This window comes from Streptomyces sp. NPDC001816 (assembly GCF_042892235.1).
Taxonomy (GTDB): Bacteria; Actinomycetota; Actinomycetes; order Streptomycetales; family Streptomycetaceae; genus Streptomyces.
Window position 1 is genome coordinate 371836 of sequence record NZ_JBIATY010000002.1, and the last position, 26079, is coordinate 397914.

At 72.1% G+C, this 26079-nt stretch carries 24 protein-coding genes, 1 pseudogene and 1 riboswitch; of the genes and pseudogenes, 12 read left to right on the forward strand and 13 right to left on the reverse strand.

Going from position 1 to position 26079, the window contains the following annotated elements:
• Positions 1-4: 4 nt before the first annotated feature.
• The 6 genes from ACFYZZ_RS07395 to ACFYZZ_RS07420 all read right to left on the reverse strand — a co-directional run bounded on the left by ACFYZZ_RS07395 (position 5) and on the right by ACFYZZ_RS07420 (position 7211).
• The gene (locus ACFYZZ_RS07395) at positions 5-1129 is read right to left on the reverse strand and encodes an XdhC family protein (RefSeq protein WP_389172605.1); all 1125 of its coding nucleotides are present in this window, start codon (positions 1127-1129) and stop codon (positions 5-7) included.
• Positions 1122-2285, reverse strand: a complete 1164-nt coding sequence (locus ACFYZZ_RS07400) for a VWA domain-containing protein (protein ID WP_389172606.1) — start codon at positions 2283-2285, stop codon at positions 1122-1124. Before ACFYZZ_RS07400 ends, ACFYZZ_RS07395 begins: the two co-directional genes overlap by 8 nt.
• A 341-nt stretch (positions 2286-2626) precedes the next feature.
• On the reverse strand, positions 2627-3502 hold the full coding sequence (locus ACFYZZ_RS07405) for an AAA family ATPase (RefSeq protein ID WP_389172608.1): 876 nt from the start codon (positions 3500-3502) through the stop codon (positions 2627-2629).
• A gap of 15 nt (positions 3503-3517) precedes the next feature.
• Entirely contained in the window at positions 3518-4372 is an 855-nt protein-coding gene (locus ACFYZZ_RS07410) for an FAD binding domain-containing protein (protein ID WP_389172610.1), read from the reverse strand.
• Positions 4369-6732 (reverse strand): xanthine dehydrogenase family protein molybdopterin-binding subunit, encoded by a 2364-nt coding sequence (locus ACFYZZ_RS07415; protein WP_389172611.1) that lies wholly within the window; start codon positions 6730-6732, stop codon positions 4369-4371. Before ACFYZZ_RS07415 ends, ACFYZZ_RS07410 begins: the two co-directional genes overlap by 4 nt.
• A complete protein-coding gene (locus tag ACFYZZ_RS07420) occupies positions 6729-7211 on the reverse strand; it encodes a (2Fe-2S)-binding protein (protein WP_389172613.1) in 483 nt (160 codons plus the stop codon). The genes ACFYZZ_RS07415 and ACFYZZ_RS07420 overlap by 4 nt, the downstream gene beginning before the upstream one ends.
• A gap of 251 nt (positions 7212-7462) precedes the next feature.
• Here ACFYZZ_RS07420 and ACFYZZ_RS07425 point away from each other — a divergent pair, with 251 nt between their 5' ends.
• Both ACFYZZ_RS07425 and ACFYZZ_RS07430 read left to right on the forward strand, forming a co-directional pair.
• Positions 7463-9511: a GTP-binding protein gene (locus ACFYZZ_RS07425; protein ID WP_389172614.1), complete on the forward strand. Its 2049-nt coding sequence runs from the start codon at positions 7463-7465 to the stop codon at positions 9509-9511.
• A gap of 82 nt (positions 9512-9593) precedes the next feature.
• Positions 9594-11459 carry a cellulase family glycosylhydrolase gene (locus ACFYZZ_RS07430; protein ID WP_389172616.1) on the forward strand — a complete coding sequence of 622 codons (1866 nt, stop codon included), beginning with the start codon at positions 9594-9596 and terminating at the stop codon, positions 11457-11459.
• 55 nt (positions 11460-11514) lie between these two features.
• Here ACFYZZ_RS07430 and ACFYZZ_RS07435 read toward each other — a convergent pair whose 3' ends face one another.
• The gene (locus ACFYZZ_RS07435) at positions 11515-12768 is read right to left on the reverse strand and encodes a YncE family protein (RefSeq protein ID WP_389172618.1); all 1254 of its coding nucleotides are present in this window, start codon (positions 12766-12768) and stop codon (positions 11515-11517) included.
• A 138-nt stretch (positions 12769-12906) separates the two neighbouring features.
• Here ACFYZZ_RS07435 and ACFYZZ_RS07440 point away from each other — a divergent pair, with 138 nt between their 5' ends.
• Together ACFYZZ_RS07440 and ACFYZZ_RS07445 are read left to right on the forward strand one after the other, a co-directional pair.
• Positions 12907-13623 (forward strand): TetR/AcrR family transcriptional regulator, encoded by a 717-nt coding sequence (locus ACFYZZ_RS07440; protein WP_389172619.1) that lies wholly within the window; start codon positions 12907-12909, stop codon positions 13621-13623.
• 91 nt (positions 13624-13714) lie between these two features.
• On the forward strand, positions 13715-14740 hold the full coding sequence (locus ACFYZZ_RS07445; protein WP_389172621.1) for an alcohol dehydrogenase: 1026 nt from the start codon (positions 13715-13717) through the stop codon (positions 14738-14740).
• 289 nt (positions 14741-15029) lie between these two features.
• Here the strand turns inward: ACFYZZ_RS07445 and ACFYZZ_RS07450 are convergent, their stop codons facing one another.
• Positions 15030-16259 (reverse strand): glycosyltransferase, encoded by a 1230-nt coding sequence (locus ACFYZZ_RS07450; RefSeq protein ID WP_389173660.1) that lies wholly within the window; start codon positions 16257-16259, stop codon positions 15030-15032.
• Between the two features lie 64 nt (positions 16260-16323).
• Here ACFYZZ_RS07450 and ACFYZZ_RS07455 point away from each other — a divergent pair.
• A pseudogene (locus ACFYZZ_RS07455) lies at positions 16324-16836 on the forward strand (ricin-type beta-trefoil lectin domain protein); the annotation flags it as partial.
• A 6-nt stretch (positions 16837-16842) separates the two neighbouring features.
• Here ACFYZZ_RS07455 and ACFYZZ_RS07460 read toward each other — a convergent pair.
• Positions 16843-17178: a hypothetical protein gene (locus ACFYZZ_RS07460; protein WP_389172623.1), complete on the reverse strand. Its 336-nt coding sequence runs from the start codon at positions 17176-17178 to the stop codon at positions 16843-16845.
• Positions 17175-18917: a cytochrome c oxidase subunit I gene (ctaD, locus tag ACFYZZ_RS07465; RefSeq protein ID WP_389172625.1), complete on the reverse strand. Its 1743-nt coding sequence runs from the start codon at positions 18915-18917 to the stop codon at positions 17175-17177. Before ctaD ends, ACFYZZ_RS07460 begins: the two co-directional genes overlap by 4 nt.
• Between ctaD and ACFYZZ_RS07470 the strand changes: the two genes are divergently transcribed.
• Both ACFYZZ_RS07470 and ACFYZZ_RS07475 read left to right on the forward strand, forming a co-directional pair.
• Positions 18916-19479 carry an RNA polymerase sigma factor gene (locus ACFYZZ_RS07470; RefSeq protein WP_389172627.1) on the forward strand — a complete coding sequence of 188 codons (564 nt, stop codon included), beginning with the start codon at positions 18916-18918 and terminating at the stop codon, positions 19477-19479. The two genes, ctaD and ACFYZZ_RS07470, sit on opposite strands and share 2 nt — an antisense overlap.
• On the forward strand, positions 19472-20494 hold the full coding sequence (locus ACFYZZ_RS07475) for a CU044_5270 family protein (protein WP_389172629.1): 1023 nt from the start codon (positions 19472-19474) through the stop codon (positions 20492-20494). The genes ACFYZZ_RS07470 and ACFYZZ_RS07475 overlap by 8 nt, the downstream gene beginning before the upstream one ends.
• On the opposite strand, the gene ACFYZZ_RS07480 is transcribed toward ACFYZZ_RS07475, so the two are convergent.
• Positions 20495-21352: a bifunctional 5,10-methylenetetrahydrofolate dehydrogenase/5,10-methenyltetrahydrofolate cyclohydrolase gene (locus ACFYZZ_RS07480; RefSeq protein ID WP_389172631.1), complete on the reverse strand. Its 858-nt coding sequence runs from the start codon at positions 21350-21352 to the stop codon at positions 20495-20497.
• 23 nt (positions 21353-21375) lie between these two features.
• A riboswitch (ZMP/ZTP riboswitch) is annotated at positions 21376-21456 on the reverse strand.
• Between the two features lie 27 nt (positions 21457-21483).
• Complete coding sequence (locus tag ACFYZZ_RS07485; RefSeq protein ID WP_389172633.1) at positions 21484-22323, reverse strand: hypothetical protein; 840 nt, start codon at positions 22321-22323, stop codon at positions 21484-21486.
• Positions 22324-22383: 60 nt separating this feature from the next.
• Between ACFYZZ_RS07485 and ACFYZZ_RS07490 the strand changes: the two genes are divergently transcribed.
• Positions 22384-22929, forward strand: coding sequence for a MarR family winged helix-turn-helix transcriptional regulator (locus tag ACFYZZ_RS07490; protein ID WP_389172635.1), 546 nt, complete (start codon positions 22384-22386; stop codon positions 22927-22929).
• Positions 22930-22953: 24 nt separating this feature from the next.
• Here the strand turns inward: ACFYZZ_RS07490 and ACFYZZ_RS07495 are convergent, their stop codons facing one another.
• Entirely contained in the window at positions 22954-23319 is a 366-nt protein-coding gene (locus tag ACFYZZ_RS07495) for a nuclear transport factor 2 family protein (RefSeq protein ID WP_389172637.1), read from the reverse strand.
• A gap of 170 nt (positions 23320-23489) precedes the next feature.
• Between ACFYZZ_RS07495 and ACFYZZ_RS07500 the strand changes: the two genes are divergently transcribed.
• From ACFYZZ_RS07500 to ACFYZZ_RS07515, 4 genes are all read left to right on the forward strand, one after another.
• Positions 23490-23795, forward strand: coding sequence for a hypothetical protein (locus ACFYZZ_RS07500; protein WP_389172639.1), 306 nt, complete (start codon positions 23490-23492; stop codon positions 23793-23795).
• Positions 23796-23967: 172 nt separating this feature from the next.
• The gene (locus ACFYZZ_RS07505; protein ID WP_389172641.1) at positions 23968-25053 is read left to right on the forward strand and encodes an S-(hydroxymethyl)mycothiol dehydrogenase; all 1086 of its coding nucleotides are present in this window, start codon (positions 23968-23970) and stop codon (positions 25051-25053) included.
• Entirely contained in the window at positions 25053-25682 is a 630-nt protein-coding gene (locus tag ACFYZZ_RS07510; RefSeq protein ID WP_389172643.1) for an MBL fold metallo-hydrolase, read from the forward strand. The genes ACFYZZ_RS07505 and ACFYZZ_RS07510 overlap by 1 nt, the downstream gene beginning before the upstream one ends.
• Before the next feature lie 28 nt (positions 25683-25710).
• Entirely contained in the window at positions 25711-26079 is a 369-nt protein-coding gene (locus ACFYZZ_RS07515) for a DUF4180 domain-containing protein (RefSeq protein ID WP_389172645.1), read from the forward strand.

A 26079-nucleotide genomic window follows, 5' to 3' on the forward strand; every position in this document is an offset into this window, starting at 1 on the left:
GTACTCAGGCTGTGGCGCGTGGGTGGATGGCCCCCGCGGTCGTGGTCAGGGGCGCGCCGCTGCCGCCCCAGCGCAGGGCGACGATCTCGGCGGCGACGGACACGGCGACCTCCTCCGGCGTACGGGCGCCGAGGTCGAGCCCGAGCGGCGAGCGCAGCCGGGACAGCTCGGCCTCCGTGAGACCGGCCTCGGTCAGCCGGGCGCGCCGTTCGTCGTGGGTACGGCGGCTGCCCATCGCCCCGATGTAGGCGGCCGGCCGGCGCAGCGCCTCCTCGAGCAACGGCACGTCGAACTTCGGGTCGTGGGTGAGGACGCAGATCACGGTGCGCTCGTCGGTGTCCGTGCTGCCGAGGTAGCGGTGCGGCCAATCGACGACGACCTCCACGCCCGGCGGGAAGCGCTTGGGCGTGGCGAAGACCGGGCGGGCGTCGCACGCGGTGACCCGGTAGCCGAGGAAGTCGCCGATGCGGGCCACCGAGGCCGCGTAGTCGATCGCGCCGAAGACCAGCATGCGCGGCGGTGGCGCGAACGACTGCAGGAACACGGTGACGGCGTCCTCGCGGCGCTCGCCGTGCGGCCCGTAGTGCCTGAGCACCGAGGCGCCGAGGGCGAGTTCGCCGCGTGCGTCGGCGGTGACCGCGACGTCGAGCCCAGTCGTGCCCAGCGTGCCGACGTTGCCGGGCGTGCCGGCCGCGGTGTCCGGCCAGACCGCCAGCGTGGCCCCGCGCGGGGCGGGCCCGTCGACCACCGTGGCCACGGTCACCGGCTCACCCGCGGCGACGGACCCGGCGACCGCCCCGAACGCCGGGTCGGTCTCGGGCGTCACCGGTCGTACCAGCAGCGTGATCTCGCCGCCGCAGGTGAGTCCGACCGCGAACGCGTCCTCGTCGCTGTACCCGAAGGTCTCCAGCCGGGCCTCGCCGCTCGCCACCACCTCCTGCGCGAGCTCGAACACCGCCCCTTCCACACAGCCCCCGGACACGCTTCCCACGACCTCGTCGTCCGACCCCACCGCCATGGCGGCGCCGGGGCCGCGCGGCGCGCTGCGGCTGACCGCGACGACCGTCGCCAGGCCGAACGGGATCCGGGCCGCGTACCAGCGCTCCAGCGCCGGCAGAATCTCACGCACGCTCCGCTCCTCTCACCCGGACAACCGGGACCCTCTCGGTCTCCGCCCCGCGCACCACCGCCGCCAGCGTTTCCAACGCTGCCAGGCTGTGCCCCTCGACGAAGTCGTCCACGCTGGGCAGGGCCGCCGCCATCCCGGCCGCGAGGGGCGCGTAACCCGGGCGTGCCTTGCGCGGGTTCGCCCAGACGACCCGGTGCGCCAGCCCGTGCAGACGGCGCATCTGAGCGCCCAGCAGCTCCGGATCATCACGCTCCCAGCCGTCCGAGAGCAGGACGACGACCGCGCCGCGCGCCATGCCGCGCTGTCCCCAGCGGCCCAGGAACTCGCGCAGCAGCTCGCCCAGCCGGGTGCCGCCGCGCCAGTCGGGGACGGCCGCCGCCAGCGCCGCCATCGCCAGGTCCGGGTCGCGGTGCGAGAGTTCCCGGGTCACCCGGGTCAGCCGGGTGCCGATCGTGAACACCTCCGTACGGCCCCCGCGCACCGCGGCGTGCGCGAACCTGAGCAGGGCGTCGGCGTACGGCGCCATCGACCCGCTCACGTCGACGAGCAGCACGATCCGGCGGGGCCGGTCCACGCGCGCGCGGCGCCGCAGCCGGGCCGGCTCACCGCCCCGCCGCAGCAGTTCCCGTACGGTGCGGCGCGGGTCGACGTCCCCGCGCCGGGCCGGGCGCCGCCGCGCGGAGCGCCGGGTCTGCCCGGACAGCGCGAACGCGGCCAGCAGCCGGTTGAGATGGGCGCGCTCGGCGGCGTCCAGCTCGCCCACGTCGCGGTGCCGCAGCACCTCGGTGGCACTGGCGAGCGCGGCCGTCGGCGGCCCGGAAGGCTCGCTCTCGCCCGGGGCACGGCTCCCGGCGGGCGCGTCCCGCACGACGAGCCGCAGCCGTGGCGGGGGAGCGTGCCGCACCACCTGCCGGGCGGGCTCGCCCGGTGGCCCGAAGTAGGCGGCGAACACCCGCTCGTACCGCTCCAGGTCGTCGTGGCCGCCGCACAGCGTCGCCCGCCCCGCCCAGTACACGTCGGCCCGCACCCCCGGCCGCAACACGTCCACGGCACGCAGGAAGGCGTACGCCCGCTCGGTGCTCGCGTCGACCCCCGCGGCCCGCACCGCCCGCACAAACCCGAGCAGCACGGCATCCGCCCCTGCGGCCCCACCCATCCCGGCCGGCGCACCCCTCGGTTCGCCGGAAGGCCGGTCCCCGGCACTGGAGGGTTCGTTCGTGTCGGGCGTCGGCGGGCCGGGGAGGGTCAGGTCTTCTGGTCCGCCCGGAGGTTGGTCCGTGGCATCGGGGGGTTTGTTCGTGTCGGGCGTCGCCGGGCCGAGGGGGGTCAGGTCCTCCGGTTCGTCCGGAGGTCGGTCCACGGGATCGGACGTTCCGCTCGTGCCGGGCCCTGCCGGGCCGATGGGGGGCACGTCTCCTGGCCAGGCTGGACCGCGCGGGGGCTGATCCCCGGTCCCCGAAGTCCCGTTCCCCCTGCGCCCCGATCCGGTCATGGCGTTCACGTCCCCCGTGTCGCCAGGACCGCCGTGAGATCGAGCGTCCGGGCCCGGTCCACGTCCTCCCGGTACTTCAGTGCCGAGCCCAGCGTCGCCACGGCCAGCTCCGCGTCCACCTCGCTCGCGCCCAGCGCGTCGAGGGCCTCGGCCCAGTCGATCGTCTCGGCCACCCCGGGCGGCTTGAGCAGGTCCGCGCCCCGCAGAGCCTGTACGAGTGCCGTGACCTGCTCGGCCAGGCGTGCCGACACCTGGGGCAAGCGGGTTCGGACGATGGCCAGTTCGCGGGCGAAGGAGGGATGGTCGAACCAGTGGTAGAGGCACCGCCGCTTCAGCGCGTCGTGCACCTCCCGGGTCCGGTTCGAGGTCAGCACAACCACCGGCGGCTTCTCGGCCCGCAGGGTGCCCAGCTCCGGGATCGTGACGGAGTACTCGGAGAGCAGCTCCAGCAGGAACGCCTCGAACTCGTCGTCGGCCCGGTCGATCTCGTCGACCAGCAGCACCGACGGCTGCGTCTGCAGGGCCAGCAGCAGCGGCCGGGCGACGAGGAAGCGCCGGTCGTACAGCTCGCTCTCCAGACGGTCCGCGTCCTGGACGCCGGCCGCCTCGGCGGCCCTCAGATGCAGCAGCTGGCGCGGGAAGTCCCAGTCGTACAGGGCCTGGGAGGCGTCGATGCCCTCGTGGCACTGCAGGCGGATCAGCGGCGCGTCGAGCGCCTCGGCCAGGGCGGAAGCGAGCGCGGTCTTGCCCACGCCCGCGTCGCCCTCGCAGAAGAGCGGCCGGTGCAGCCTCAGTGCCAGGAAGCAGGTGACGCCCAGCCCTTCGTCGACGAGGTACCCCGTCTCCTCCAGGCGGGCCCGCACCTGCTCCGGGTCGTCCATCCGGGTGATCGGCGCTCACCCCATTCCGCCGGCGGTCAGCACCGCCCGCCTGGTCAGCACCCGCGCGAGGTGCTCCCGGTACTCGGGCGAGGCCGACAGGTCCTGCGACGGCCGGGTGCCCTCGGCCGCCGCCTCGGCGGCCCGTGCCACGGCCTCGGGACCGTCGGCACCGGACAGCGCCTCCTCGGCCGCCGTGGCCCGCAGCGGGGTCGCGCCCATGTTGGTGAGTCCGATGCGTGCCTCGGCGATCCGTCCGTCGTCGCGCCGTACGAGCGCCGCGACGCCGACGATCGCCCAGGCCTGCGCGACCCGGTGGAACTTCTCGTAGTGGAAGCCCCAGCCGTCCGCCTTCGGCACCCGCACCTCCACCAGGAGTTCGTCGGGTGCCAGGGCCGACTGGAGGTAGTCGACGAAGAAGTCCCGGGCCGGGATCGTCCGACGCCCGTTCGGCCCGGCGACGACCATCTCGCCGTCCATCGCCAGCAGCACCGCGGGCAGGTCGCCGGCGGGGTCGGCGTGCGCGAGCGAGCCGCCCAGGGTGCCCCGGTGCCGTACCGCGGGGTCGGCGACGGTGGCCGTCGCCTCCGCGAGCAGACCGGCGTGCCGGCGCACCAGCGGGTCACGGATCACGTCGTGGTGCGTGGTCAGGGCGCCGATGACGAGGGTGTCGCCGTCCTCGCGGACCCCGCGCAGCTCCGGGATCCGGCCCACGTCCACGACCAGTTCCGGGAAGGCGAGCCGCAGTCGCAGCAGCGGCAGCAGGCTCTGCCCGCCGGCCAGCACCTTCGCCTCCTCGCCCGCGTCGGCGAGCGCGCGCACCGCCTCGTCGACGCTGGCCGGCCGGGCGTACTCGAACACCGGGGGAATCATGCCGACGCCTCCCTCACCGCTCGCCACACCCGCTCGGGGGTGCAGGGCATCCGTACGTCGTGCACGCCCAGCGGCCTGAGCGCGTCCACCACGGCGTTGACCACGGCGGGCGTCGACGCGATCGTCCCGGCCTCGCCGACTCCCTTGACGCCCATGGCGTTCGAGACCGCCGGCGTCTCCGTCCGGTCGGTCACGAACTCCGGCAGGTCCGCCGCCGACGGCACGAGGTAGTCGGCCATCGTGCCGGAGACCAGGTTGCCCTCGTCGTCGTACACGGCCTCCTCGTACAGCGCCTGTGCGATGCCCTGCGCGAGACCGCCGTGCACCTGGCCCTCGACGATCATCGGGTTGACGACCCGGCCGACGTCGTCGACGCAGACGTACGACCTGATCCGCGTCTGCCCGGTCTCCGTGTCGACCTCGACCGCGCACAGGTGGGTGCCGTGCGGGTAGGAGAAGTTCTCCGGGTCGACCAGGGTCTCGGCGTTGATGGACGGCTCGACGCCGTCGGGCAGATCGTGCGAGGTGAAGGTCTCGAAGGCGATCTCCTGGATGGTCTTCTGCGCCTCCGGGGAGCCCTTCACGGAGAACACGCCGTTCGTGAACTCCAGGTCCTGCTCGCTCGCCTCCAGCTGATGCGCGGCGATCTTCCGCGCCTTCTCGACCACCTTCGTCGCCGCCCGGTGCACGGCCTCGCCGCCGACGGCCAGCGACCGCGAGCCATAGGTGTCCATGCCCTGCGGGGCCGCCAGGGTGTCGCCGTGCACCACCTCGACGTCCTCGAACGGCACGCCCAGCACGTCGGCCGCGATCTGGCTCCAGCAGGTCTCGTGGCCCTGCCCGTGCGGACTGGTGCCGGTGACCACCTCGACCTTGCCGGTGGGCAGCATGCGGATGCTCGCCGCCTCCCATCCGCCGGCCCCGTACCGCAGGTCGCGCAGCACCCGGCTCGGCGCGAGTCCGCACATCTCGGTGTACGTCGACACGCCGATGCCGAGGCGTACGGGGTCGCCGCGTTCGTTGCGCCTGTGCTGTTCGGCGCGCAGGTCGTCGTACCCGAACAGGGCCAGCGCCTTCTCGGTCGCCGCCTCGTAGTTGCCGCTGTCGTAGGTCAGCCCGGCGATCGAGGTGTGCGGGAACTCCTCGTGCCGGATCCAGTTCCGGCGCCGCACCTCCACCGGGTCCAGGCCGAGTTCGGCGGCCAGCTCGTCCATGATCCGCTCGATGGCGAAGGTCGCCTCCGGGCGTCCGGCGCCGCGGTACGCGTCGGTGGGCGTGCGGGTCGTGAAGACGCCGGTGCAGTTGAACTCGTAGGCGTCCATCTTGTAGATCCCCGGGTACATGAAGGCGCCGAGGATCGGGATGCCCGGGGTGACGAGCATCAGGTAGGCGCCCATGTCGGCGAGCAGGTCGACCTTCAGGCCGAGGAGCTTTCCGTCCCGGGTGGCGGCGATCTCCACGTCCTGGATCATGCCGCGGCCGTGGTGGGTGGCGAGGTAGCCCTCGGAGCGGGACTCGGTCCACTTCACCGGACGGCCGAGCTTGCGCGCGACAGCCAGCGCGAGGGCCTCCTCGCCGTACACCTGGAGCTTGGAGCCGAAGCCGCCGCCCACGTCCGGGGCGACCACGCGCAGCTTCTGCTCGGGGATCCCGGTGACCACGGCGAGCATGATCCGCAGGATGTGCGGGATCTGGGTCGCCGAGTAGACGGTGTACTCGCCGGAGGCGGCGAGCGGGGTGACGACGACCGCGCGCGGCTCCATGGCGTTGGGGATGAGCCGCTGCTGGTGGTAGCGGCGCTTGAGCGTGACGTCGGCGCGCTGCCGGACCGACTCGAAGCTCTCGCCGGTGGCGAGCGGCCAGGTGTAGCAGTGGTTGGTGCCCTTGTCGGAGTGGACCAGCGGGGCGCCGTCCGCCAGCGCGGCCTCCAGGTCCAGGACCGGTGGCAGCGGCTCGTAGTCGACCTCGACGGCCTCCAGCGCGTCGGCGGCCGCGTACCGGTCGCGGGCCACCACGACCGCCACCGGGTCACCGGCGTAGCGGACCTCGTCGACGGCGATCGGCGGGTGGTCGGGGTGCACGATGTCCTCGGTCACCGGCCAGGCGCAGGGCAGGGAGCCCATTCCCTCGGCGAGGTCGGCGCCGCTGAACGCCGCTACGACACCGGGGCGTTCCAGGGCGGGAGAGACGTCGACGCGGGTGACCCGGGCGTGGGCCATCGGGCTTCGCAGGACAGCCAGGTGCAGCAGTCCGGCGACCTGGATGTTGTCGGTCCAGTTGGTCTGGCCCGTGACCAGGTGGGCGTCCTCCTTGCGCAGCCGGGGCCGGCCCACCTCGTGTTCTACGGCCTGATCGGTCATGCCGTGGCCTCCTCGGGGAGCTGCTGCCCGGAGACGGCGAGCACCGCGCGGACGATGTTCTGGTAGCCCGTGCACCGGCACAGGTTGCCCTCCAGGGCCTCCCGGACCTCGTCCGAGGTGGGGTGCGGGTTCTCGCGCAGCAGATCGCGCGCCGCCATGATCATCCCCGGGGTGCAGAAGCCGCACTGGAGAGCGTGCCGCTCGTGGAAGGCGTGCTGCAGCTCGGTCCACTCGCCGTCCTTGGCCAGCCCCTGGACGGTGGTGACCGTGCCGCCGTCCGCCTGCACGGCCAGCACCGAGCAGCTCTTGACGGTCGCCCCGTCCAGGTCGACCGTGCACGCGCCGCAGTTCGAGGTGTCGCAGCCGATCGGGGTGCCGGTCAGGCCGAGGCGGTCGCGCAGGTAGTGGGCCAGGAGCAGACGGGGTTCGACGTCGTCCTCGTACGCCGTGCCGTCCACGTTCACCTTGATGTGGGTCATGTGCCCTCCAGACCGTGCGGGCAGGAGTGAGAATCAGCCAGATCGACGTGATGTAGGTCACTCTATGGCCGCGCTCCGGAGGCGGCGAGTGCTGCGGCGGGGCTTTTGTTGAACATTAATCCATTGCTGTCAAGGAGCGGCCCTGCTGCACTTCCCCTGACCCGACGTCACCCAGAGAGGACCAGCAATGCGCACTGCGTGCATGTCCACCCAGGAAGGAATCCCACCCATGCCGAAGGACATCACGCTCAGTGCACTTGCTCAATCTCGGAATTCTCGCGCACGTAGACGCCGGTAAGACCAGCCTGACCGAACGGCTGCTGCACGCGGCCGGAGTCACCGACGAGGTCGGCAGCGTCGACGACGGCAGCACCCGGACGGACACCCTCGCGCTGGAGCGGCAGCGCGGGATCACCATCAAGTCGGCGGTCGTGTCGTTCCCGCTCGACTCGGTGACGGTCAACCTCATCGACACCCCCGGTCACCCGGACTTCATCGCCGAGGTGGAGCGGGTGCTCGGCGTGCTGGACGGCGCCGTCCTGGTCGTCTCGGCCGTCGAGGGCGTCCAGGCGCAGACCAGGGTGCTGATGCGGACCCTGCGTCGGCTGCGCATCCCCACGCTCGTCTTCGTCAACAAGATCGACCGGCGGGGCGCCCGCGAGGAGGCGGTCCTGCGCGACCTCACCCGCAGGCTGGCCGTACCGCTCGTACCCATGGGGACGGCCGCAGCGCTCGGTACCCGCGACGCTCGCTTCGTCCCCCGCCTCCTCCCGTCAGCCCTGGACACGCTCGCCGACCACGACGACGACCTGCTTCGCGCCTACGTGGCCAGCGATGTCTCCGACACCCGCCTCCACACCGCCCTCGCCACCCAGACCGGGCGGGCCCTGGTCCACCCGGTCTACTTCGGCTCAGCCATCACCGGCGCCGGCGTGCCCGAGCTGATCACCGGCATCGAACGCCTGCTGCCGACCGCCTCCGGCGACCCGGACGGCCCCCTGTCCGGCACGGTGTTCAAGGTCGAGCGGGGCCCGGCCGGGGAGAAGATCGCCTATGCGCGGATCCTCTCCGGCGCGCTGCGTGTGCGTGAGCGGGTTCTGTTCGGGGACGGTCGCGAGGCGGGCGGCGTCGGCCGCAAGAACGGCAAGGAGGGCAAGGAGGGCAGGGAGAGCAAGGGGGGCAAGGGCGCTCGGGCGGAGGGGCGGGTCACCGCACTCACCGTCTTCGAGAACGGCACCGACCTCCGGCAGGACCGGGTCGGCGCCGGGCGGATCGCCAAGGTGTGGGGACTCGCCGGCATCCGGATCGGTGACGCGATCGGTGTGCCGGGGCGGGTCTACGAGCACCACTTCGCGCCGCCCACCCTGGAGAGCGTCGTCGTCCCGGGGGCCGGCACGGACCGGCGCTCCCTGCATCTCGCGCTCACCCAGCTGGCCGAACAGGACCCGCTCATCGGCGTCCGCCACGACGAGCTGCGGGGGGAGACCTCGGTCTCCCTCTACGGTGAAGTGCAGAAGGAGGTCATCCAGGCGACCCTCGCCGACGAGTACGGCCTGGACGTCACCTTCCGGGAGACCACCACCCTGTGCATCGAACGGCCGGTCGGCGCCGGGCAGGCCGTGGAGTTCAACAAGAAGGACTCCAACCCCTTCCTGGCCACCGTCGGCCTGCGTGTCGACCCCGCCCCGCCCGGCTCCGGCGTGCGGTTCCGGCTGGAGGTGGAGCTGGGCTCCATGCCGTACGCCTTCTTCAAAGCCGTCGAGGACACCGTCCGCGAGACGCTCGGCCAGGGCCTGCACGGCTGGCAGATCCCCGACTGCACCGTCACCATGACCCACTCCGGCTACTCGCCCCGGCAGAGCCATGCCCATCAGGGTTTCGACAAGAGCATGTCGAGCACCGGCTACGACTTCCGGGGCCTGACCCCGCTCGTCCTGGCCGAGGCGCTGCGCCGGGCGGGCACCCAGGTCTACGAGCCGATGCACCGCTTCCGCATCGAGACCCCGGCGGACACGCTGGGCGCCTTGCTGCCGGTGCTGGCCCGGCTGGGCGCGGTGGCGGAGAGCACCGAGGCGCACGGACAGGAAGGTGTCCTGGAGGGTGCCGTGCCCGCCGCCCGGGTCCATGAACTGGAGCAGCGGCTGCCGGGGCTGACCCGCGGCGAGGGCGAGCTGGAGTCCGCCTTCGACCACTACGCACCGGTCACCCGCGGCCCGCTGCCCGAACGCCCGCGCACCGACCACAACCCGCTCAACCGGAAGGAGTACCTGCTGAACGTCACGCGCCGGGTGGGCGACTGAGACGAATGTGCTGACTGAGAGTCAACTTACTTCTGAGTCAGGAGTATTGACGCTGTCCCGGCATCCCCGGACTGTGGTGTACATGTCCACCATCAGGGCGCGTGTGCTTCTTGTCCTGGTCGTCCTCTGCGGACTCCTGACGGTGGCGGGTGCCCCGCCCGCCACCGCCGCCACCCCTGCCGCCCCCTCCGACTCGCTCTGGTTCGACGGCACCCCGCTCACCGTCCAGAACGGCCGCTTCACCGACGGCCAGGGCCGCGAGGTCGTGCTGCGCGGCTACAACGTCTCCGGCGAGACCAAGCTGGAGGAGAACGGCGGCCTGCCCTTCGCGTCGGTCGCCGACGCCCGCAGGTCGGCGACCGCGCTGCGTGCCCTCGGCGGCGGCAACGCGGTCCGCTTCCTGCTCTCCTGGGCGCACGCCGAACCCGGGCGCGGCCAGGTGGACACCGCCTACCTGGCCGCGGTCACCGCGCAGATGCGCGCCTTCCTGGACGCGGGCATCCGCGTCTACCCCGACTTCCACCAGGACCTCCACTCCCGCCACCTCTTCAACTCCGGCAGCTGGTACACGGGCGACGGGGCACCCGAGTGGGCGGTGGACGCTGGAAGTTACCCCAAGGAGTCCTGCGGGATCTGCCTCTTCTGGGGTCAGAACATCACCCAGAACGCGGCGGTGCAGAAGGCGCAGTACGACTTCTGGCACAACAGCCACGGTCTGCAGGACGCCTTCCTCGCCACGGCTCAGGCGACCATGGCCTACCTCCAGCAGCACCTCACCGACGGCGAGTTCGCCGGCGTCGTCGGCTTCGACCCGTACAACGAGCCGTACGCGGGCAGCTACGACTCCGGGCAGACCTCCCGCACCTGGGAACGCGACCTGCTCTGGCCGTTCTACGTGAAGTTCCGCGCCCGCATGGACACCGCCGGCTGGCAGGACAAGCCCGCCTTCGTCGAGCCCAACCTCTTCTGGAACGCGAACATCTCCACCCAGAAGCAGGAGGGCGGACTGCTGGACGCGGGCACGCTCGGCCCGCGCTATGTCTTCAACACCCACTTCTACGACCAGAAGGCCATCTCCGGCATCCTGATGTGGGGCAAGGCGGCCGACGGCCAGTACGCCTCCGACTTCGGTGCCGTCCGCGACCGGGCCTCGGCCGCCGGGACCGCGGCCGTGGTCAGCGAGTTCGGGCACCCGCTGTCCGGCACGGTGTCCGACAAGGCGCCCACCGTGCTCAAGGCGATGTACCAGGCGCTCGACTCCCGTGTCCCCGGGGCGAGTTGGTGGACCAGCCCGGCCGCCTCCGGCCCGGTGCTGTCCGGCTCGCAGTGGCAGTGGGACCTCTACAACGGCCGCCACCACGAGCTGATGAACGGCAACCCCGACAAGCTCCGCACCTCCGGCGACGCCTGGAACGACGAGGACCTCTCCGCCGTGAGGCTCGACGACTCCGGGAACGCGACCCTGCGTCAGGACGCCCGGCTGCTCGACCGCGTCTACCCCAGCGCCACCGCCGGCTCGACGCTCGCCTTCACCTACGAGGACCGCTCCCGGGACGGCTCGACCACCCTGACCTGGAACCCGGTACCGAGTTCGCTGCCGAACGTGGCACGGCTGGTGGGCTCGGGCCAGTACGGGCTGCTGGTGTGGCGCTCCGGCAGCGGCACCGCACCCACCGAACTGCACCTGCCGGCGACCTTCCCCAGCTCGGCGACGACCGTGGTCTCCGACCTGGGCACGGCCTACGCACCGCCCGCGTACACCGACCGGACCCCGGTCGGTGTGGCCCCGGAGCCGGGCGGCACCGGCAGCCGCCGACTGCTGCTGACCGACTCGGACTCCGGCGTCCTGCACTACGCCCTGGTGACCAACGGGGCCACGGCGCCCTCGGCGGACCTGCTCAGCGCCGCCGGGTCCGAGCTGGCCTCCTGGGCGAAGGCGCACTTCTGACAGCGGTACGGCCTCCGGGGTGCGTGGGGCACCCCGGAGGCCGTACGGCAGCGGCTCAACTTCCGCTCGGGCCCGTCCAGTCGGCCTGCACATGCCCCAGCCGGACGCGCTGCGGATGGTCGCCGACCGGGATCGACGTCACCTTCCGGCCGGTGGCGAAGTCGATCGCCGTGACCTGGTCGGCGCCGCTCTCGGAGACGATGCAGTCCTTGCCGTCGCCGCTGACCGTGGCCCAGTACGGCTTGGAGGCCGGGACCGGCGTGCCCTCCTGGAGGGTGGCGCGGTCCACCACCGTGGCGTAGTCGTCCATGGTGCCCGCGACGCACAGCTTGGTGCCCGCGGGGTTCATCGAGATGCCGTGGTGGCGCGAGTCGTTGACCCAGGTGGTGCGGTCCTCGCTGGTCGCCGGGTTCTTCGGCAGCGTCTTCACCCGGGTGATCTTGTCGGCGGCCACGTCGTACTCCAGGAACCCGTTGAAGAACGACACCTGGAAGTACAGCTTCGACTCGTCGGGGGAGAAGACGGCCGGCCGCACGGCGTCGGAGAAGTCCTTCAGCCCGATCGCGTCCAGCCGTTGGCGCATGTCGATGACCTTGACCTGCTTGTACGTGGTCGCGTCCACGACCGTGATGTGCCGGTCGCCCTTCGTCCAGTCCCAGCCCGGGTCGTCCAGAGCAGTGTTGACGTCCCCGATGGCCATGTTCCAGATGTACTTGCCGTCCTTGGTGAAGATGTTCTCGTGCGGCTTGTCGCCGGTCGCGAACGACCCCAGCTGCCTGCCCGTGCCGATGTCCAGCACGTGCACGGTGTTCGCGGTGGAGGCGGAGACGGCCACCCGGGCGCCGTCCGGCGAGACGGCCATGTGGTCCGCCCGGTAACCGGACACCGGGACACGCCAGTTGATCTTCCCGGTGGCCAGGTCGATGGACACGACGTCGGCGAAGCTCGGGCGGGAGACGACGACCGACTTGCCGTCGGGTGTGGAGTACATGTCGTCGGCGAACTGGTCGTGGCCCTCGCCGACGCTGTTGCGGATCGCCATGAAGTAGATCCACTTGATGGGGTCCGCGTTGATCTCCGCCATCCGCTGGTCCTTGTCCGGGATGACGTTGATCCGGCCGACCTTCGCGAAGTCGCCGGAGGACTTGATGACATCGGCGGTGCCGTCCCAGTTGTTGCCCACGAACAGCACCTCGCGCAGATCCGAGGCGTCGGACGAGGCGGCGGAGGCGGCGGTCGCCGGGCCGGCGACGGTCAGGACGAGGGCGGCGGCCACGGAGCAAAGGTGCCTGGATCTGGAGGCAGGCATGACTGCTCTCTTTCCTCGGGGAAATCTGAACACGGGCGGATTCACAGTGAACTTACTGAAAAGTAAGGAGGGGGCGCCCTTCTCGACAAGATGTGTGCACGACAAGATTGGCCACCAGTGGGTGACGGAGGGGGAAGCGTGACGGGGAGGCTCAAGGCGCCTACGGGCCGCTACGGCGGCAGGTCCGCCGAGGAACGGCAGGCCGAGCGGCGCCGCCGGTTCCTGGCGGCGGCACTGCAGACGTTCGGCGACAGCCCGGGCTTCCGCGCCACGACGGTCGCCGCGCTGAGCCAGGCCGCGGGCCTGTCCACCCGCCAGTTCTACGAGGAGTTCCGCACCCTGGAGGACGTCCTCGCCGCGCTGCACCTGGAGGTCAACGGCTGGGCGGAACAGGCGGTGCTGGACGCGCTCGCGGCGGCCGAGGGGCTGCCGCTGGCCGAGCGGGTCGCCGTGCTGTTCCACGCCTACGCCCGCGACGTCACCTCCGACCCACGCCGCATCCGGATCGCCTTCGTGGAGATCATCGGCGTCAGCGCCCGCCTGGAGGAGCAGCGGCTGGCCCGCCGGGCCCGCTGGGTCGACCTGATCCGCTCGGAGGCGGACGCGGCGGTGGCCCGCGGGGAGGCGGCACCGCGTGACTACCGCCTCGCGGCCACGGCCTTCATCGGCAGCGTCAACGGTCTGCTGCACGACTGGAGCGCCGGCTGGGTGGATGCGAGCCTGGACGAGGTCGTCGACGAACTGGTCCGCCAACTGCTGGGCATCCTGCGCCCGGAGGGCTGGCGCCCCGAGACCGCCTCACCGGCCGGTTCGGTCCCGGTCGAGGCGCGTTTCCCCAGGTCACCGGGGGTGTGATCGCTGGGCTCGCGGGGTTCGACGCGCGCGATCGGCCCGGAGCTGGTCTGCTGGACCGGGGGGTCTATGTACCCGTTCTCCGGAGTGACGCATGAGTACCTACCGAGTCGCGCAGGTGACCGCCCCGGGCGGCACGTTCGAGCTGGCCGAGCGGGAGGTGCCGCAGCCAGGGCCCGGCGAGGTGCGGATCGCCGTGGAAGCCTGCGGGATCTGCCACAGCGACGCCCTCTTCGTGAACGCCGGACTACCGGGCGTGACGTTCCCGGAGGTACCCGGGCACGAGATCGCCGGGCAGGTCGAGGAGCTGGGCCCGGGGACCCACGAGCGCGGCTGGCGGGTCGGCGACCGGGTGGCCGTCGGCTGGTTCGGCGGCAGCTGCGGCCACTGCGCGCCCTGCCGCGAGGGCGACTTCATCGTGTGCCCGAACCTGAAGGTCCCGGGATGGGCCTACGACGGTGGCTTCGGCGAGAAGGTGATCGCGCCCGTCGACGCCCTGGCCCGGATCCCCGAGGGGCTGTCCGCGAGCGACGCCGGGCCCATGGCCTGCGCGGGCGTGACCACGTACAACGGGCTGCGGCGCAGCTCCGCCCGGCCCGGGGACCTGGTGGCGGTGCTCGGCCTCGGTGGCCTCGGGCACCTCGGGGTGCAGTACGCGGTCGCGATGGGCTTCGAGACCGTGGCGATCGCCCGCGGCCCCGAGAAGGCCGACTTCGCCAAGCAGCTCGGCGCCCACCACTACGTCGACAGCACCTCCGGCACTCCGGTCGCCGAGTCGCTGCAGTCCCTCGGCGGCGCCAAGGTCGTCCTCGCCACCGCCGGGAACTCCGAGGCCATCACGTCCACCGTGGACGGCCTCGCCCACCGCGGCGAGCTGGTGGTCATCGGGGCGGACGTCGAACCGCTGGGCATCACCCCGGTCCAGCTGCTGATGAGCGCACGGGTCGTCCGCGGCCACCCGTCCGGCACCGCGCAGGACGTCGAGGACACCATGGCGTTCAGCGCCCTGCACGGCATCCGCCCGATGACCGAGCCCGTGCCGCTGGACCGCGCGGACGAGGCCTTCCAGAAGATGCTCACCGGCGCCGCCCGCTTCCGGATGGTGCTCACCAACGGCTGAGCATCAGCAACCCAGCGCGTTCACCGCGTCCAGCACCGGCGTCACTCCGTCCTCCGTGCGGATCTGCGCGCCGAGCGCTCGGGCCCGCTGGGTGCGCGATGCGTCGGGTGTGGTCGGAGGCGGGGTGGTGGGTGTGGCGTCGGTGGTCAGCGGCCCAGCGCGTTCACCGCGTCCAGCACCGGCGTCACCCCGTCCTCCGCGCGGATCCGCACGCCGAGCGCTCGGGCCCGCTGGGTGCGCGATGCGTCGGGTGTGGTCGGAGGCGGCGTGGTGGGTGTGGCGTCGGTGGTCAGCGGCCCAGCGCGTTCACCGCGTTCAGCACCGGCGTCACTCCGTCCTCCGTGCGGATCCGCGCGCCGAGCGCTCGGGCCCGCTCGGTGTACGACGCCTCGCGTGTCGCCCGGAGCAGCGCCGTGGACAGGGCGCCGACGGTCAGCCGGCGCAGCGGTACGGCGGCCGGGGCGACGCCCAGCGACACCAGCCGGGCGGACCAGAAACCCTCGTCGAACTGGATCGGGACCGGCACGGCCGGCACCCCGGCGCGCAGGCCCGCCGCGGTCGTGCCAGCCCCGGCGTGGTGGACCACGGCGGCCATGCGCGGGAACAGCGCCGAGTGCGGCACCTCGTCGATGGTCAGCATGTCGTCGCCGTCCGCCGCGAGGCCGCCCCAGCCGCGCTGGATCACCCCGCGCAGCCCGGCCCGCCGCAGTGCCGCCACGACCTGTGCGCTCAGCCGGCGGGCGTCCGGCACGGTGGCGCTGCCCAGCCCGACGAACACCGGCGGCGGACCGGCGTCGAGGAACTCCCGTAGCCTGTGCGGGAGTTCGGTCTCGGTGTCGTACGGCCACCAGTAGCCGCACACGCCCAGGCCCGGCCGCCAGTCCCGGGGCCGGGGCACGACCAGCGGGCTGAAGCCGTGGTGCACCGGCCAGAGCCGCCGCTCCCGGGCACGCCGGGCGGGGCCGGTGCCGACCGGGCGCAGCCCGAGGCGGGCGCGGACCGCGGGCACGGTCGCGGCGAAGACGTGCTCCACGGCGAGGTTCACACCGTGCCCGGCGAGCCGGTTGGCCGGAGCCCCGAACGTGCCGCCGCCGAGCACCGGAGGGGCGAACTCCTGGGTGGGGGCGAGGGGTTGCAGGTAGAGGCCCATGCTGGGCAGGCGCAGCCCCTCGGCGATGGCGTGCCCGAGCGGTGCCAGCGAGGCCGACAGCAGCAGCACATCGCTCTGCCGTGCCGCCGCCACCAGGTCGTCGGTCATCCGCCCGACCAGCCGCCGGGCCAGCTCGACCACCCGCACCAGCTTCCCGGCGCCGCTGGTGCTGCGGTGCAGCCCCCGGCCCCGCGGTGACTCCAGCTCCGCGCGCGGATCGACCGGCAGCGCGTGGAACCGCACCCCGGATCCCTCCACCAGCGGCTCGAAGCAGCCGTGGGTGACCAGGGTGACCTCGTGCCCGGCTCGGCCGAGCCGGTACCCGAGGCCGGTGTAGGGGGCCACGTCGCCCCGGGATCCCGCCGTCATGATGGCAAGCCGCATGGCGGCCAGTATGGCGGCGCCGCGCCGCGCAGCGGACCAACGACCCGGCCCGCCCGACGGATCCACCCCGGGCGCGGTCCCGGTCCAGGTCCACCTCACCAAGGGGTCCACCAACTCCCTGACCCTGACCGGCGGTCCCACCCTGGGCACCCTCACGGTGCGACCCGTCCCCGGCACCGCCGCCCTGCTCGCCGGCAAGCAGTCCGGCCGCTGCGCCGACATCTACGACAACACGATCACCAACGGCACCCAGGCCGAACTCTGGGACTGCAACGGCGGCGCCAACCAGGCCTGGACCTATACCTTGCGCAAGGAACTCGTGGTCTACGGCGACAAGTGCCTCGACGCCTACAACCTCGACACCACCAACGGCACCAAGGTGGTGATCTGGGACTGCAACGGCCAGACCAACCAGCAGTGGAACGTCAACGCCGACGGCACGATCACCAACGTCCACGCGGGCCTGTGCCTGGACGCGTACAACGCCGGCACCGGCAACGGCACGTCGCTGGTGCTGTGGGCCTGCAACGGCGGCGACAACCAGAAGTGGTCCCGGACCTGACAGCGCCTAGGCGGCGGCGAGCACCAGCAGGCTCGTCGCCGCCAGCAGGGCGCAGCCCAGCACGCACCACGCCACCAGCCGCTGCCGCAGCGCCCGGTACCTGGCCTCGTACGTGTGTCGCAGCTCCTCGGCGCGTTCGGCGGTGCGCCGCCACGAGGTGCGGGCCAGGGCCAGGTACTCCGCCTCGAAGAGCCGCTCCAGGTCGTCCCGTTGGGTGTCGGTGAGCCAGCCGAGCCGGGCGGCCGCACGGGCCGCCGCCGTACGGCCCTCCTCCCGTGCGGCGGCGAGCAGCAGATGGCCCTCGATCTCCTGGACCAGCGCCCGTACCTCTCCCGTGCTCATCGCGCGGTCAGCTCCCGCTCCTGCTGCCCCACCCGCGGATGGTGCAGGTCGAACGCCGGCGACTCGCTGCGGATCTGCGGGAGGGAGCGGAAGTTGTGCCGGGGCGGCGGGCAGGAGGTCGCCCACTCGAGTGAACGGCCGTAGCCCCACGGGTCGTCGGTCTCGACCTTCTCGCCGTACTTGGCCGTCTTCCAGACGTTGTAGAAGAACGGGAGCATCGACGAGCCGAGCAGGAACGAGAAGATCGTCGAGACCGTGTTGAGCGTGGTGAGCCCTTCGACCGCCAGATAGTCGGGGATCCGGCGCTGCATGCCGTTCACGCCCAACCAGTGCTGCACGAGGAACGTGCCGTGGAAGCCGATGAACAGCGTCCAGAAGGTGATCTTGCCGAGGCGCTCGTCCAGCATCCTGCCGGTCCACTTCGGCCACCAGAAGTGGAATCCGGCGAACATCGCGAACACGACCGTGCCGAAGATGACGTAGTGGAAGTGGGCTACCACGAAATAGGTGTCGGAGGTCGGGAAGTCCAGCGGCGGCGAGGCCAGCATCACCCCGGTCAGCCCGCCGAACACGAACGTCACCAGGAAGCCGGTGGCCCACAGCATCGGGGTCTCGAAGGAGAGGCTGCCGCGCCACATCGTTCCGATCCAGTTGAAGAACTTCACACCGGTGGGTACGGCGATCAGGAAGGTCATGAAGGAGAAGAACGGCAGCAGCACACCGCCGGTGACGTACATGTGGTGGGCCCACACCGTCACGGACAGACCGGCGATCGCGATGGTGGCCGCGATCAGACCCATGTAGCCGAACATCGGCTTACGCGAGAAGACCGGGATGACCTCGGAGATGATGCCGAAGAACGGTAGCGCGATGATGTACACCTCTGGATGGCCGAAGAACCAGAAGAGGTGTTGCCACAGCAGGGCTCCGCCGTTCGCGGCGTCGAAGACGTGGGCGCCGAACTTGCGGTCCGCCTCCAGGGCGAACAGCGCGGCCGCCAGGACCGGGAAGGCCAGCAGGACCAGGACACCGGTCAGCAGCACGTTCCACACGAAGATCGGCATGCGGAACATGGTCATGCCCGGCGCGCGCATGCAGATGATCGTGGTGATGAAGTTGACCGAGCCGAGGATGGTGCCGAAGCCGGAGAAGGCCAGACCCATGATCCACATGTCGGCGCCGACGCCCGGGCTGCGGACCGCGTCCGACAGCGGGGAGTAGGCGAACCAGCCGAAGTCGGCCGCACCCTGCGGGGTGAGGAAGCCGCCCACAGCGACGAGCGAGCCGAACAGGTAGAGCCAGTAGGCGAACATGTTCAGCCGCGGGAACGCCACGTCGGGCGCGCCGATCTGCAGCGGCATGATCCAGTTCGCGAAACCGGCGAACAGCGGCGTCGCGAACATCAGCAGCATCACGGTGCCGTGCATCGTGAACGCCTGGTTGAACTGCTCGTTCGACATGAACTGCAGGCCCGGACGGGCCAGCTCGGCGCGCATGAGCAGCGCCATCACACCACCGATCAGGAAGAACGCGAACGACGTCGTCAGATACAGCGTTCCGATGGTCTTGTGATCGGTGGTCGTCAGCCACCGCACGGCCCTGATGGCCCTGATGTTTTGGATCCTCTTCACGCCCCGCCTGTGTCCGCGCCCGGCCCGTCGGTCACACTCGGACGGCGCGACAAGCATCACGGACGAAGGGTGTGACGATCCGGGGGGTGCCGGACACGAACCGAACATGAGCAACGACGAGATCTTCGCCGCTGCCTATCGCGAGCACTACTGGGCGGTCAGCCGCTATGTCGCCAGACGACTGCAGGGGCGGGCCGACGAGGTGGAGGAAGTGGTGGCGGAGGTGTTCACGGTGGCCTGGCGCCGCCGGTCCGACCTGCCCGAGGCGCCGCTGCCCTGGCTGTACGGCGTGGCACGCAACTGCCTGGCCAACGCGGTACGCGGCTACGGACGGCGGCGCAGGCTGGTGGACCGGCTGGGCAACGACGAGGCGGCCCACGGCCGGCACATCATGGACAGCCCCGACACCGAGGCCCCGGGCGCCTGGGTGCACGACGCGCTGGCCCGGCTCTCCCCGGCGGACCAGGAGGTGCTGCGCCTCGCGGCATGGGAGGAACTCGACGCCGCGGAGATCGCGGTGGCCCTCGGCTGCGGCAGACGGGCGGCGATCATGCGGCTGCACCGGGCCCGGCGCCGGCTGAGAGCCGAGATCGACCGGATGCGGCCCGCCGCACCAGCCCTGCCCGCCCCCGCCGACGCGACCCTCTGCGAGGACCACCGACATGGCTGACGAACTCGAACTCCTCCGCCGCGCCAACCCGGCGCCGACCGACGGCCCCCACTTCGGCGACGGTCCGCTGGACCACCGCGCCGAGCGGCAGTTGGAGCGACTGCTGCACGAGGACCGTCCACGGCGCAGGCTCCGGCTGCTTCCGGCGCTCCCCGGCCGTACCCCGCGCGCCCGGCTGGTCTGGAGCCTCGCCGCCACCGCCGTCGTCCTCGTGGTCGCCGGCAACGCCGTGCTCGGCGGTCCGAGCACACCGCGGGCCGTCGCCGCGCCGCGCCCGCTGACCGTCCGGCTCCCCTCCACGCCCGTACCCCTGCGGGAGATGGTCGCCCTGGCCGACGCGGCCGCGGCGGGCGGCTCACCGCGCCTGCGCAAGGGCACGCACGTGCAGTCGTGGAGCCTCGGCATGAGCGACGGCAAGCACCCCGTCACCGTCCCCGAGGAGCGGGTGGTGCGCTGGCGGGCGGACGACAGCCACACCGAACTGGTCGTCGCGACCGACCCGCGCAGGCCCGGCCGCCCGGTCCTCACCGACGAGGGCGACGACCCGCACGAGGTGGCGGACGGCCATGTGATCAGCCGGACCACCTACCCGCCGATGTGGAACGACGCCCCGCCCGAGGGAACCCCGCCGCACACCGCGGCGCGTCTGCGGGCCTACCTCACCGAGATCGCCCGGCCCGAGATCAACCGCAGCACGGCCCCGCTGAGCACCGCCGAACTGTTCGACGCCGTCGGGGAACTGCTCGACCACTGGACCCCGGGTGCCCGCGAGTCGGCGGCCCTCGTCCGGCTGTTCGCCGAGGCCGAGGGGCTGCGGCCGGCCGGCGAGGTCACCGATCGCCTGGGCCGCCCCGGACACGCGTACGTGTACGACACCCGGGGCCTGCGCCACATGCTGATCCTGGAACCGCGCACCGGCGCCGTCCTCGGCATGGAGACCACCTTCACCCGGGCCGAGCCCGAGTACCGGGTCAAGGCCGGGGACGTCATGGAGTACCGCGCCTGGATGCGCTGATCACACGCCGAGCCGCCGGGCGGCGGCTGCCGCGGCGTCGACGGTCTGCTCCAGCAGCGTGGCGATCGTCATCGGGCCGACACCGCCCGGCACCGGCGTGATCAGCGAGGCCCGCTCCACGGCCGAGTCGAAGTCGACGTCGCCGACGTTCCCCGCGTTGTACCCCGCGTCGACGACCACCGCGCCCGGCTTGATGTCCTGGCCCCGGATGAGACGCGGCCGGCCCACGGCGGCGACCACGATGTCCGCCTCGCGGACCGCCGCCGACAAATCCCGGGTGCGCGAGTGGCAGTACGTCACGGTCGCGTCCCGGGCCAGGAGCAGCATGCCCACCGGCTTGCCCAGGATCGCGCTGCGGCCCACCACCACGGCCCGCTTCCCGGCCGGGTCGACGTCGTACTCGTCCAGCAGCCGGATGATGCCGCCGGGCGTGCAGGAGACGAAGCCCGGCAGGCCGAAGCTCATCGTGGCGAACGAGGCGAAGGTGACGCCGTCGACGTCCTTCTCCGGCGCGATCGCCTCGAACGCGGCCCGCTCGTCGATGTGGTCGCCCACCGGGTGCTGCAGCAGGATGCCGTGCACGGTCGGGTCGGCAGACAACTCCCGTAGGGCGCCGACGAGTTCGGCGGTGGTCGTGGCGGCGGGCAGCGCCACGTGCCGGGACTCGATGCCGGCCTTGCGGCAGCGGTTCTGCTTCATACGGACGTAGGTGACGGACGCCGGGTCCTCGCCGACCAGCACCGTGGCCAGACAGGGCGCGCTGCCCGTCCGCTCGGTGAGATCGGCGGCCTTCTTCGCGGTCTCCTCGACGATGCGGCGGGCGAGGGCGGTGCCGTCCATGAGCCGGGCCTGTGTCATCTGCACTCCTGAGCTGGGTTGACCTTCATCGCCCAGGCGCGCGGCATGCTCCAAGGGCCGCTCCCCGGTGGTACTCCACCTCAGCGCCAGTCACGGCCCGCCCACAGCCTAACCGAGCGCGCGGGCGGCACTCAGTCCGCGTCCGTGGACCCGGGTGCCGTGGGATCCGCCCCGGCGAGGAAGGCGTCCGCCTGGGCGGCCAGCCGGTCCGCGCCGATCGCCCCGGCCCAGCGGACGATCTCCGCCGCAAGCGCGACGGCGCCCGCCTCGTCGCCCGCGTCCCGGGCCAACACGGCCAGCAACAGCTGTTGGGACAGGGTGCCGGGCACCGTGCCGGCCCGGGCGCCCAGCGCGGTGGCCCGCCGCCAGCGCTCCCCGGCCCGCTCGCCGTCACCGGCGTCGTGGTCGTGGTCGCCGAGATGCCGCAGCGCCTCGCGGGCCAGCAGACCGTCCGCGCCGGCCTCCCCGGCGTGCAGCGCTGCCGTGTAGTGCCCGGCGGCGGCCGCCCGCTCGGCGAAGTGGTTCTCCGTGATCAGCCCCCGGTACATCGCCGCCCAGCCCCGCCGCACCTCGTCCGGGGCGCTGTCGTGCAGCTCCCGCGCCCGGTCGAGGAGGGCGGCCAGCGCCTCGGGGTCCTTGCCGTCCGGGCCGATGCGCAGGGTGCCGTCGACCAGGAGCAGCCGGCCGTAGGTGTGCCTGAGCCGGAGGAAGCCGGTGTCCCAGTCGCCGTCCGGGAACTCCTTCTCCGCCGCCTCGAGCCGCTCGGCCGCGGTGTCCGTCCCTGCGAACCAGTCGCGGTCCAGGGCGACTTCGGCCGCGGCCCGGGTGATCCGCGCACGAGCGGCGGGTTCGTCGGCGGTGACCCCGTCGAGCAGCCGCGCGGCCCGCTCCCAGCGGCCGGCGGTGCTCAACTCGCGTGTGGCGTCCAGAAGTTCATCGATATCAACGAATGCGTGCGCTGCAGTGGTCATGCCGGGCAACGTAGTCAGGCGAAAAATGATCCACAAGAAAATCACTGCGGGAGGCAGACAGTGCAGGACTCGGTGGACCGGCACGTGGCCGTCTGGGCGCGCGAGCTGGACTGGCTGGACCCCGTCAAGGAGGCGATCGTCGCGAGGCTGGCGATCCTCGGCCGGCACACCGCCCAGGCCCGCCGGGACGTGCTGGACTCCGACGGCCTCAAGTACTGGCAGTACAAGATGCTGTTGATGCTGCGCAGGTCCGGGCCGCCGTACGAGTCGAGTCCCTCGCAGCTCGCCGAACGGCTCGGCCTGACCCGGGGTGCGCTGTCGGCGCGGCTCGGGGCCGTCGAGGAGGCCGGGCTGATCACCCGTACCCACGAGACCGGTGACCGCCGGCGGGTGCGGGTACGGCTCACCGAGGCCGGGCACGCCGCGTTCGAGGCGCATGCGGCAGCGGAGGACGCGGGTGAGGGCACGCTGCTCGCAGCACTGACCGAAGAAGAGCGGCGGACGCTTGCAGACCTGCTGCGGAAACTGGTCCTGGCAGCCGAGAGCGGGGACGCGCCCGGCCGAACGTCGCCCGGGCCGAGAAGGTCCAGGTCAGCCGGGAGGTGACCTGGGCCCTCGCGACCTTCCTCCCTAGTCGTCCCATGCCTGGATCAGAATCTGTTCGGCGATCTTGCCATCACGCAGGGTGACCATGGACTCGGCGAGGACACGCGTGCCGTCCCCGTACTCGCAGGACTCGGAGAAGGCGGCGTGGTCACCCTGGATGACGCACTGGTCCAGCTTGTGCGTCATGTCGCGGCTGTAGATGTCGTCGAGCAGCTCGGCTATCTCGCGCCGACCGTGCAGGACCTTGGGATGGCTGGGCTGGGTGTTGCGGTCGATGATGCGGATCTCGGCGTCGTCCGCGTAGAGGGCGAGCAGAGAGTTCCCGGTGTTCCCTTCTATGCCCCGGCGCAGTGTCTCGGTGTCGAAGGCGGAGCCTGTCGCAGCGCCCATGGTGACCTCCTTAAGGCGCCATGGCCCGGCGGGAACAGGCCGCACGGGCCCCACCTCCGAGACTCCTCCGCCCCGGCGGCAACGGCAAGCGCAGCCGAGGCGGTCCGCCTGACGGGTGAGCGGCGACCGGGGGCCGTGTCCGGGCGGGGCCCGCCGCCGTTGCTGAGGACATGATCTCAACACGACGTATCGTCGCCGCCGTCGGTCTGGCCGTCGGCGTCACGGGCCTCGCCGCGCCGCTGGCGAACGCGGCCGACGCGAGCGCACCGCACTCCGGGCAGATCAACCCGATGACCCTCGTGGACTCGCTCGCCGTCAGCGACATCCCCGCACAGCACCAGGGACAGATGCCACGGGTCTCGGACCAGCTCCGCCCGCTCAACCAGGTCGGCGAACTGCAGCGGCTGAACGAGCTGCACCAGCTCACCGACCTCGTCGCGCCCGTGACCGGTCTGCTGCCCGCCGTCCAGGCCTGACCCCACCCACGCACCCGAGGGCCGTCCCGCCGGGGACGGCCCTCACCGCTGCCCGTCCGGACCACGCGGCGACGGCCGAAAGATCCACTGCCGCCGTCGTGGTCCATGCCGTGGACGGGCCCTCGCGCGTAGGGTCGGCTCCGAAGGCACAACGAGGAAAAGGGGCCAGGCCATGGCGCAGGAAGTACGCGGCGTGATCGCACCGGGGAAGGACGAGCCCGTACGGGTCGAGACGATCGTGGTCCCGGACCCGGGGCCCGGCGAAGCCGTCGTACGCGTCCAGGCCTGCGGTGTCTGTCACACCGATCTGCACTACAAACAGGGCGGAATCTCGGACGAATTCCCCTTCCTGCTCGGCCACGAGGCCGCCGGCGTGGTCGAGTCGGTCGGCGAGGGGGTCACCGACGTGGCGCCCGGCGACTTCGTCGTCCTCAACTGGCGTGCCGTGTGCGGCAATTGCCGGGCCTGTCTGCGCGGCCGCCCCTGGTACTGCTTCAACACCCACAACGCGAAGCAGAAGATGACCCTGACCGACGGCACCGAGCTGTCGCCGGCCCTCGGTATCGGCGCCTTCGCCGAGAAGACCCTGGTCGCGGCCGGACAGTGCACCAAGGTCGACCCGGCCGTCTCCCCGGCCGTGGCCGGGCTGCTCGGCTGCGGCGTGATGGCCGGCATCGGCGCCGCCATCAACACCGGAGGCGTCGGCCGCGGCGACTCGGTCGCCGTCATCGGCTGCGGCGGCGTCGGTGACGCGGCCATCGCCGGGTCGAACCTCGCCGGCGCGGCCCGGATCATCGCCGTGGACATCGACGACCGCAAGCTGGAGAAGGCCCGCGCGCTGGGCGCCACCCACACGGTCAACTCCAAGGAGACCGACCCGGTCGAGGCCATCCGCGAGCTGACCGGTGGATTCGGCGCGGACGTCGTCATCGAGGCGGTCGGCCGACCCGAGACCTACAAGCAGGCCTTCTACGCCCGTGACCTGGCCGGCACCGTCGTCCTCGTCGGCGTCCCCACCCCCGAGATGAAGCTCGAACTGCCGCTGCTGGACGTCTTCGGGCGCGGCGGCGCGCTCAAGTCCAGCTGGTACGGCGACTGCCTGCCCTCCCGGGACTTCCCGATGCTGATCGACCTCCACCTCCAGGGCCGCCTGCCGCTGGACGCGTTCGTCACCGAGACCATCCAACTCGACGAGGTGGAGAAGGCGTTCGACCGGATGCACCAGGGCGACGTGCTGCGCTCGGTGGTGGTGCTGTGATGACCGCCCGCATCGAACGCCTCGTCACCTCCGGCCGGTTCACCCTCGACGGCGGCACCTGGGACGTGGAGAACAACGTGTGGATCGTCGGCGACGACCACGAGGTGGTCGTCATCGACGCCGCCCACGACGCCGAGGCCATCGCCCGCGCCGTCGGCGACCGCCGGCTCACCGCCATCCTGTGCACCCACGCCCACAACGACCACATCGACGCGGCCCCCGCCCTCGCCGACCTCACCGGCGCCACCATCTGGCTCCACCCGGCCGACCTGCCGCTGTGGAAGCTCACCCACCCCGACCGCGACCCCGACCGCCATCTCGACGACGGCCAGGTCATCGAGGCCGCCGGCGCCGACCTCACCGTCCTGCACACCCCGGGCCACGCCCTCGGCGCCGTCTGCCTGTACGACCCCGGGCTCGGCGTCGTCTTCACCGGCGACACCCTCTTCAAGGGCGGCCCGGGTGCCACCGGACGCTCGTTCTCCCACTTCCCGACGATCATCGAGTCCATCCGCGACCGGCTCCTCACCCTCCCGCCGGAGACCAAGGTCCTCACCGGACACGGTGACTCCACCACGATCGGCGCCGAGGCACCCCACCTGGAGGAGTGGATCAAACGCGGGCACTGACCCGAGGCCCGGCCGTACGATCAGGGCCATGACCACCAACACGCTCGACACACTCCACGACGTGCGCGTTCTGCGCTGCGCCCCCGAAGGCCCCGCCCTCGACGGCGAGGGCGCTGCCCTCGACCTGATCGGTGACGCGATGGGGCAGGACGCTGAACTCGTCGTGGTGCCGGTCGAGCGGGTCGCGGACGAGTTCTTCCGGCTGCGGTCGGGTGTCGCCGGTGCGGTCGTGCAGAAGTTCGCGAACTACCGGCTGCGGCTCGCCGTCGTCGGCGACATCTCCCGGCACGTCGACGCGAGCGACGCGCTGCGGGACTTCGTGTACGAGTCGAACCAGGGCCGCCAGCTCTGGTTCGTCACCGGGTACGAGGACCTGGAAGAAAAGCTGCGCCGCTGA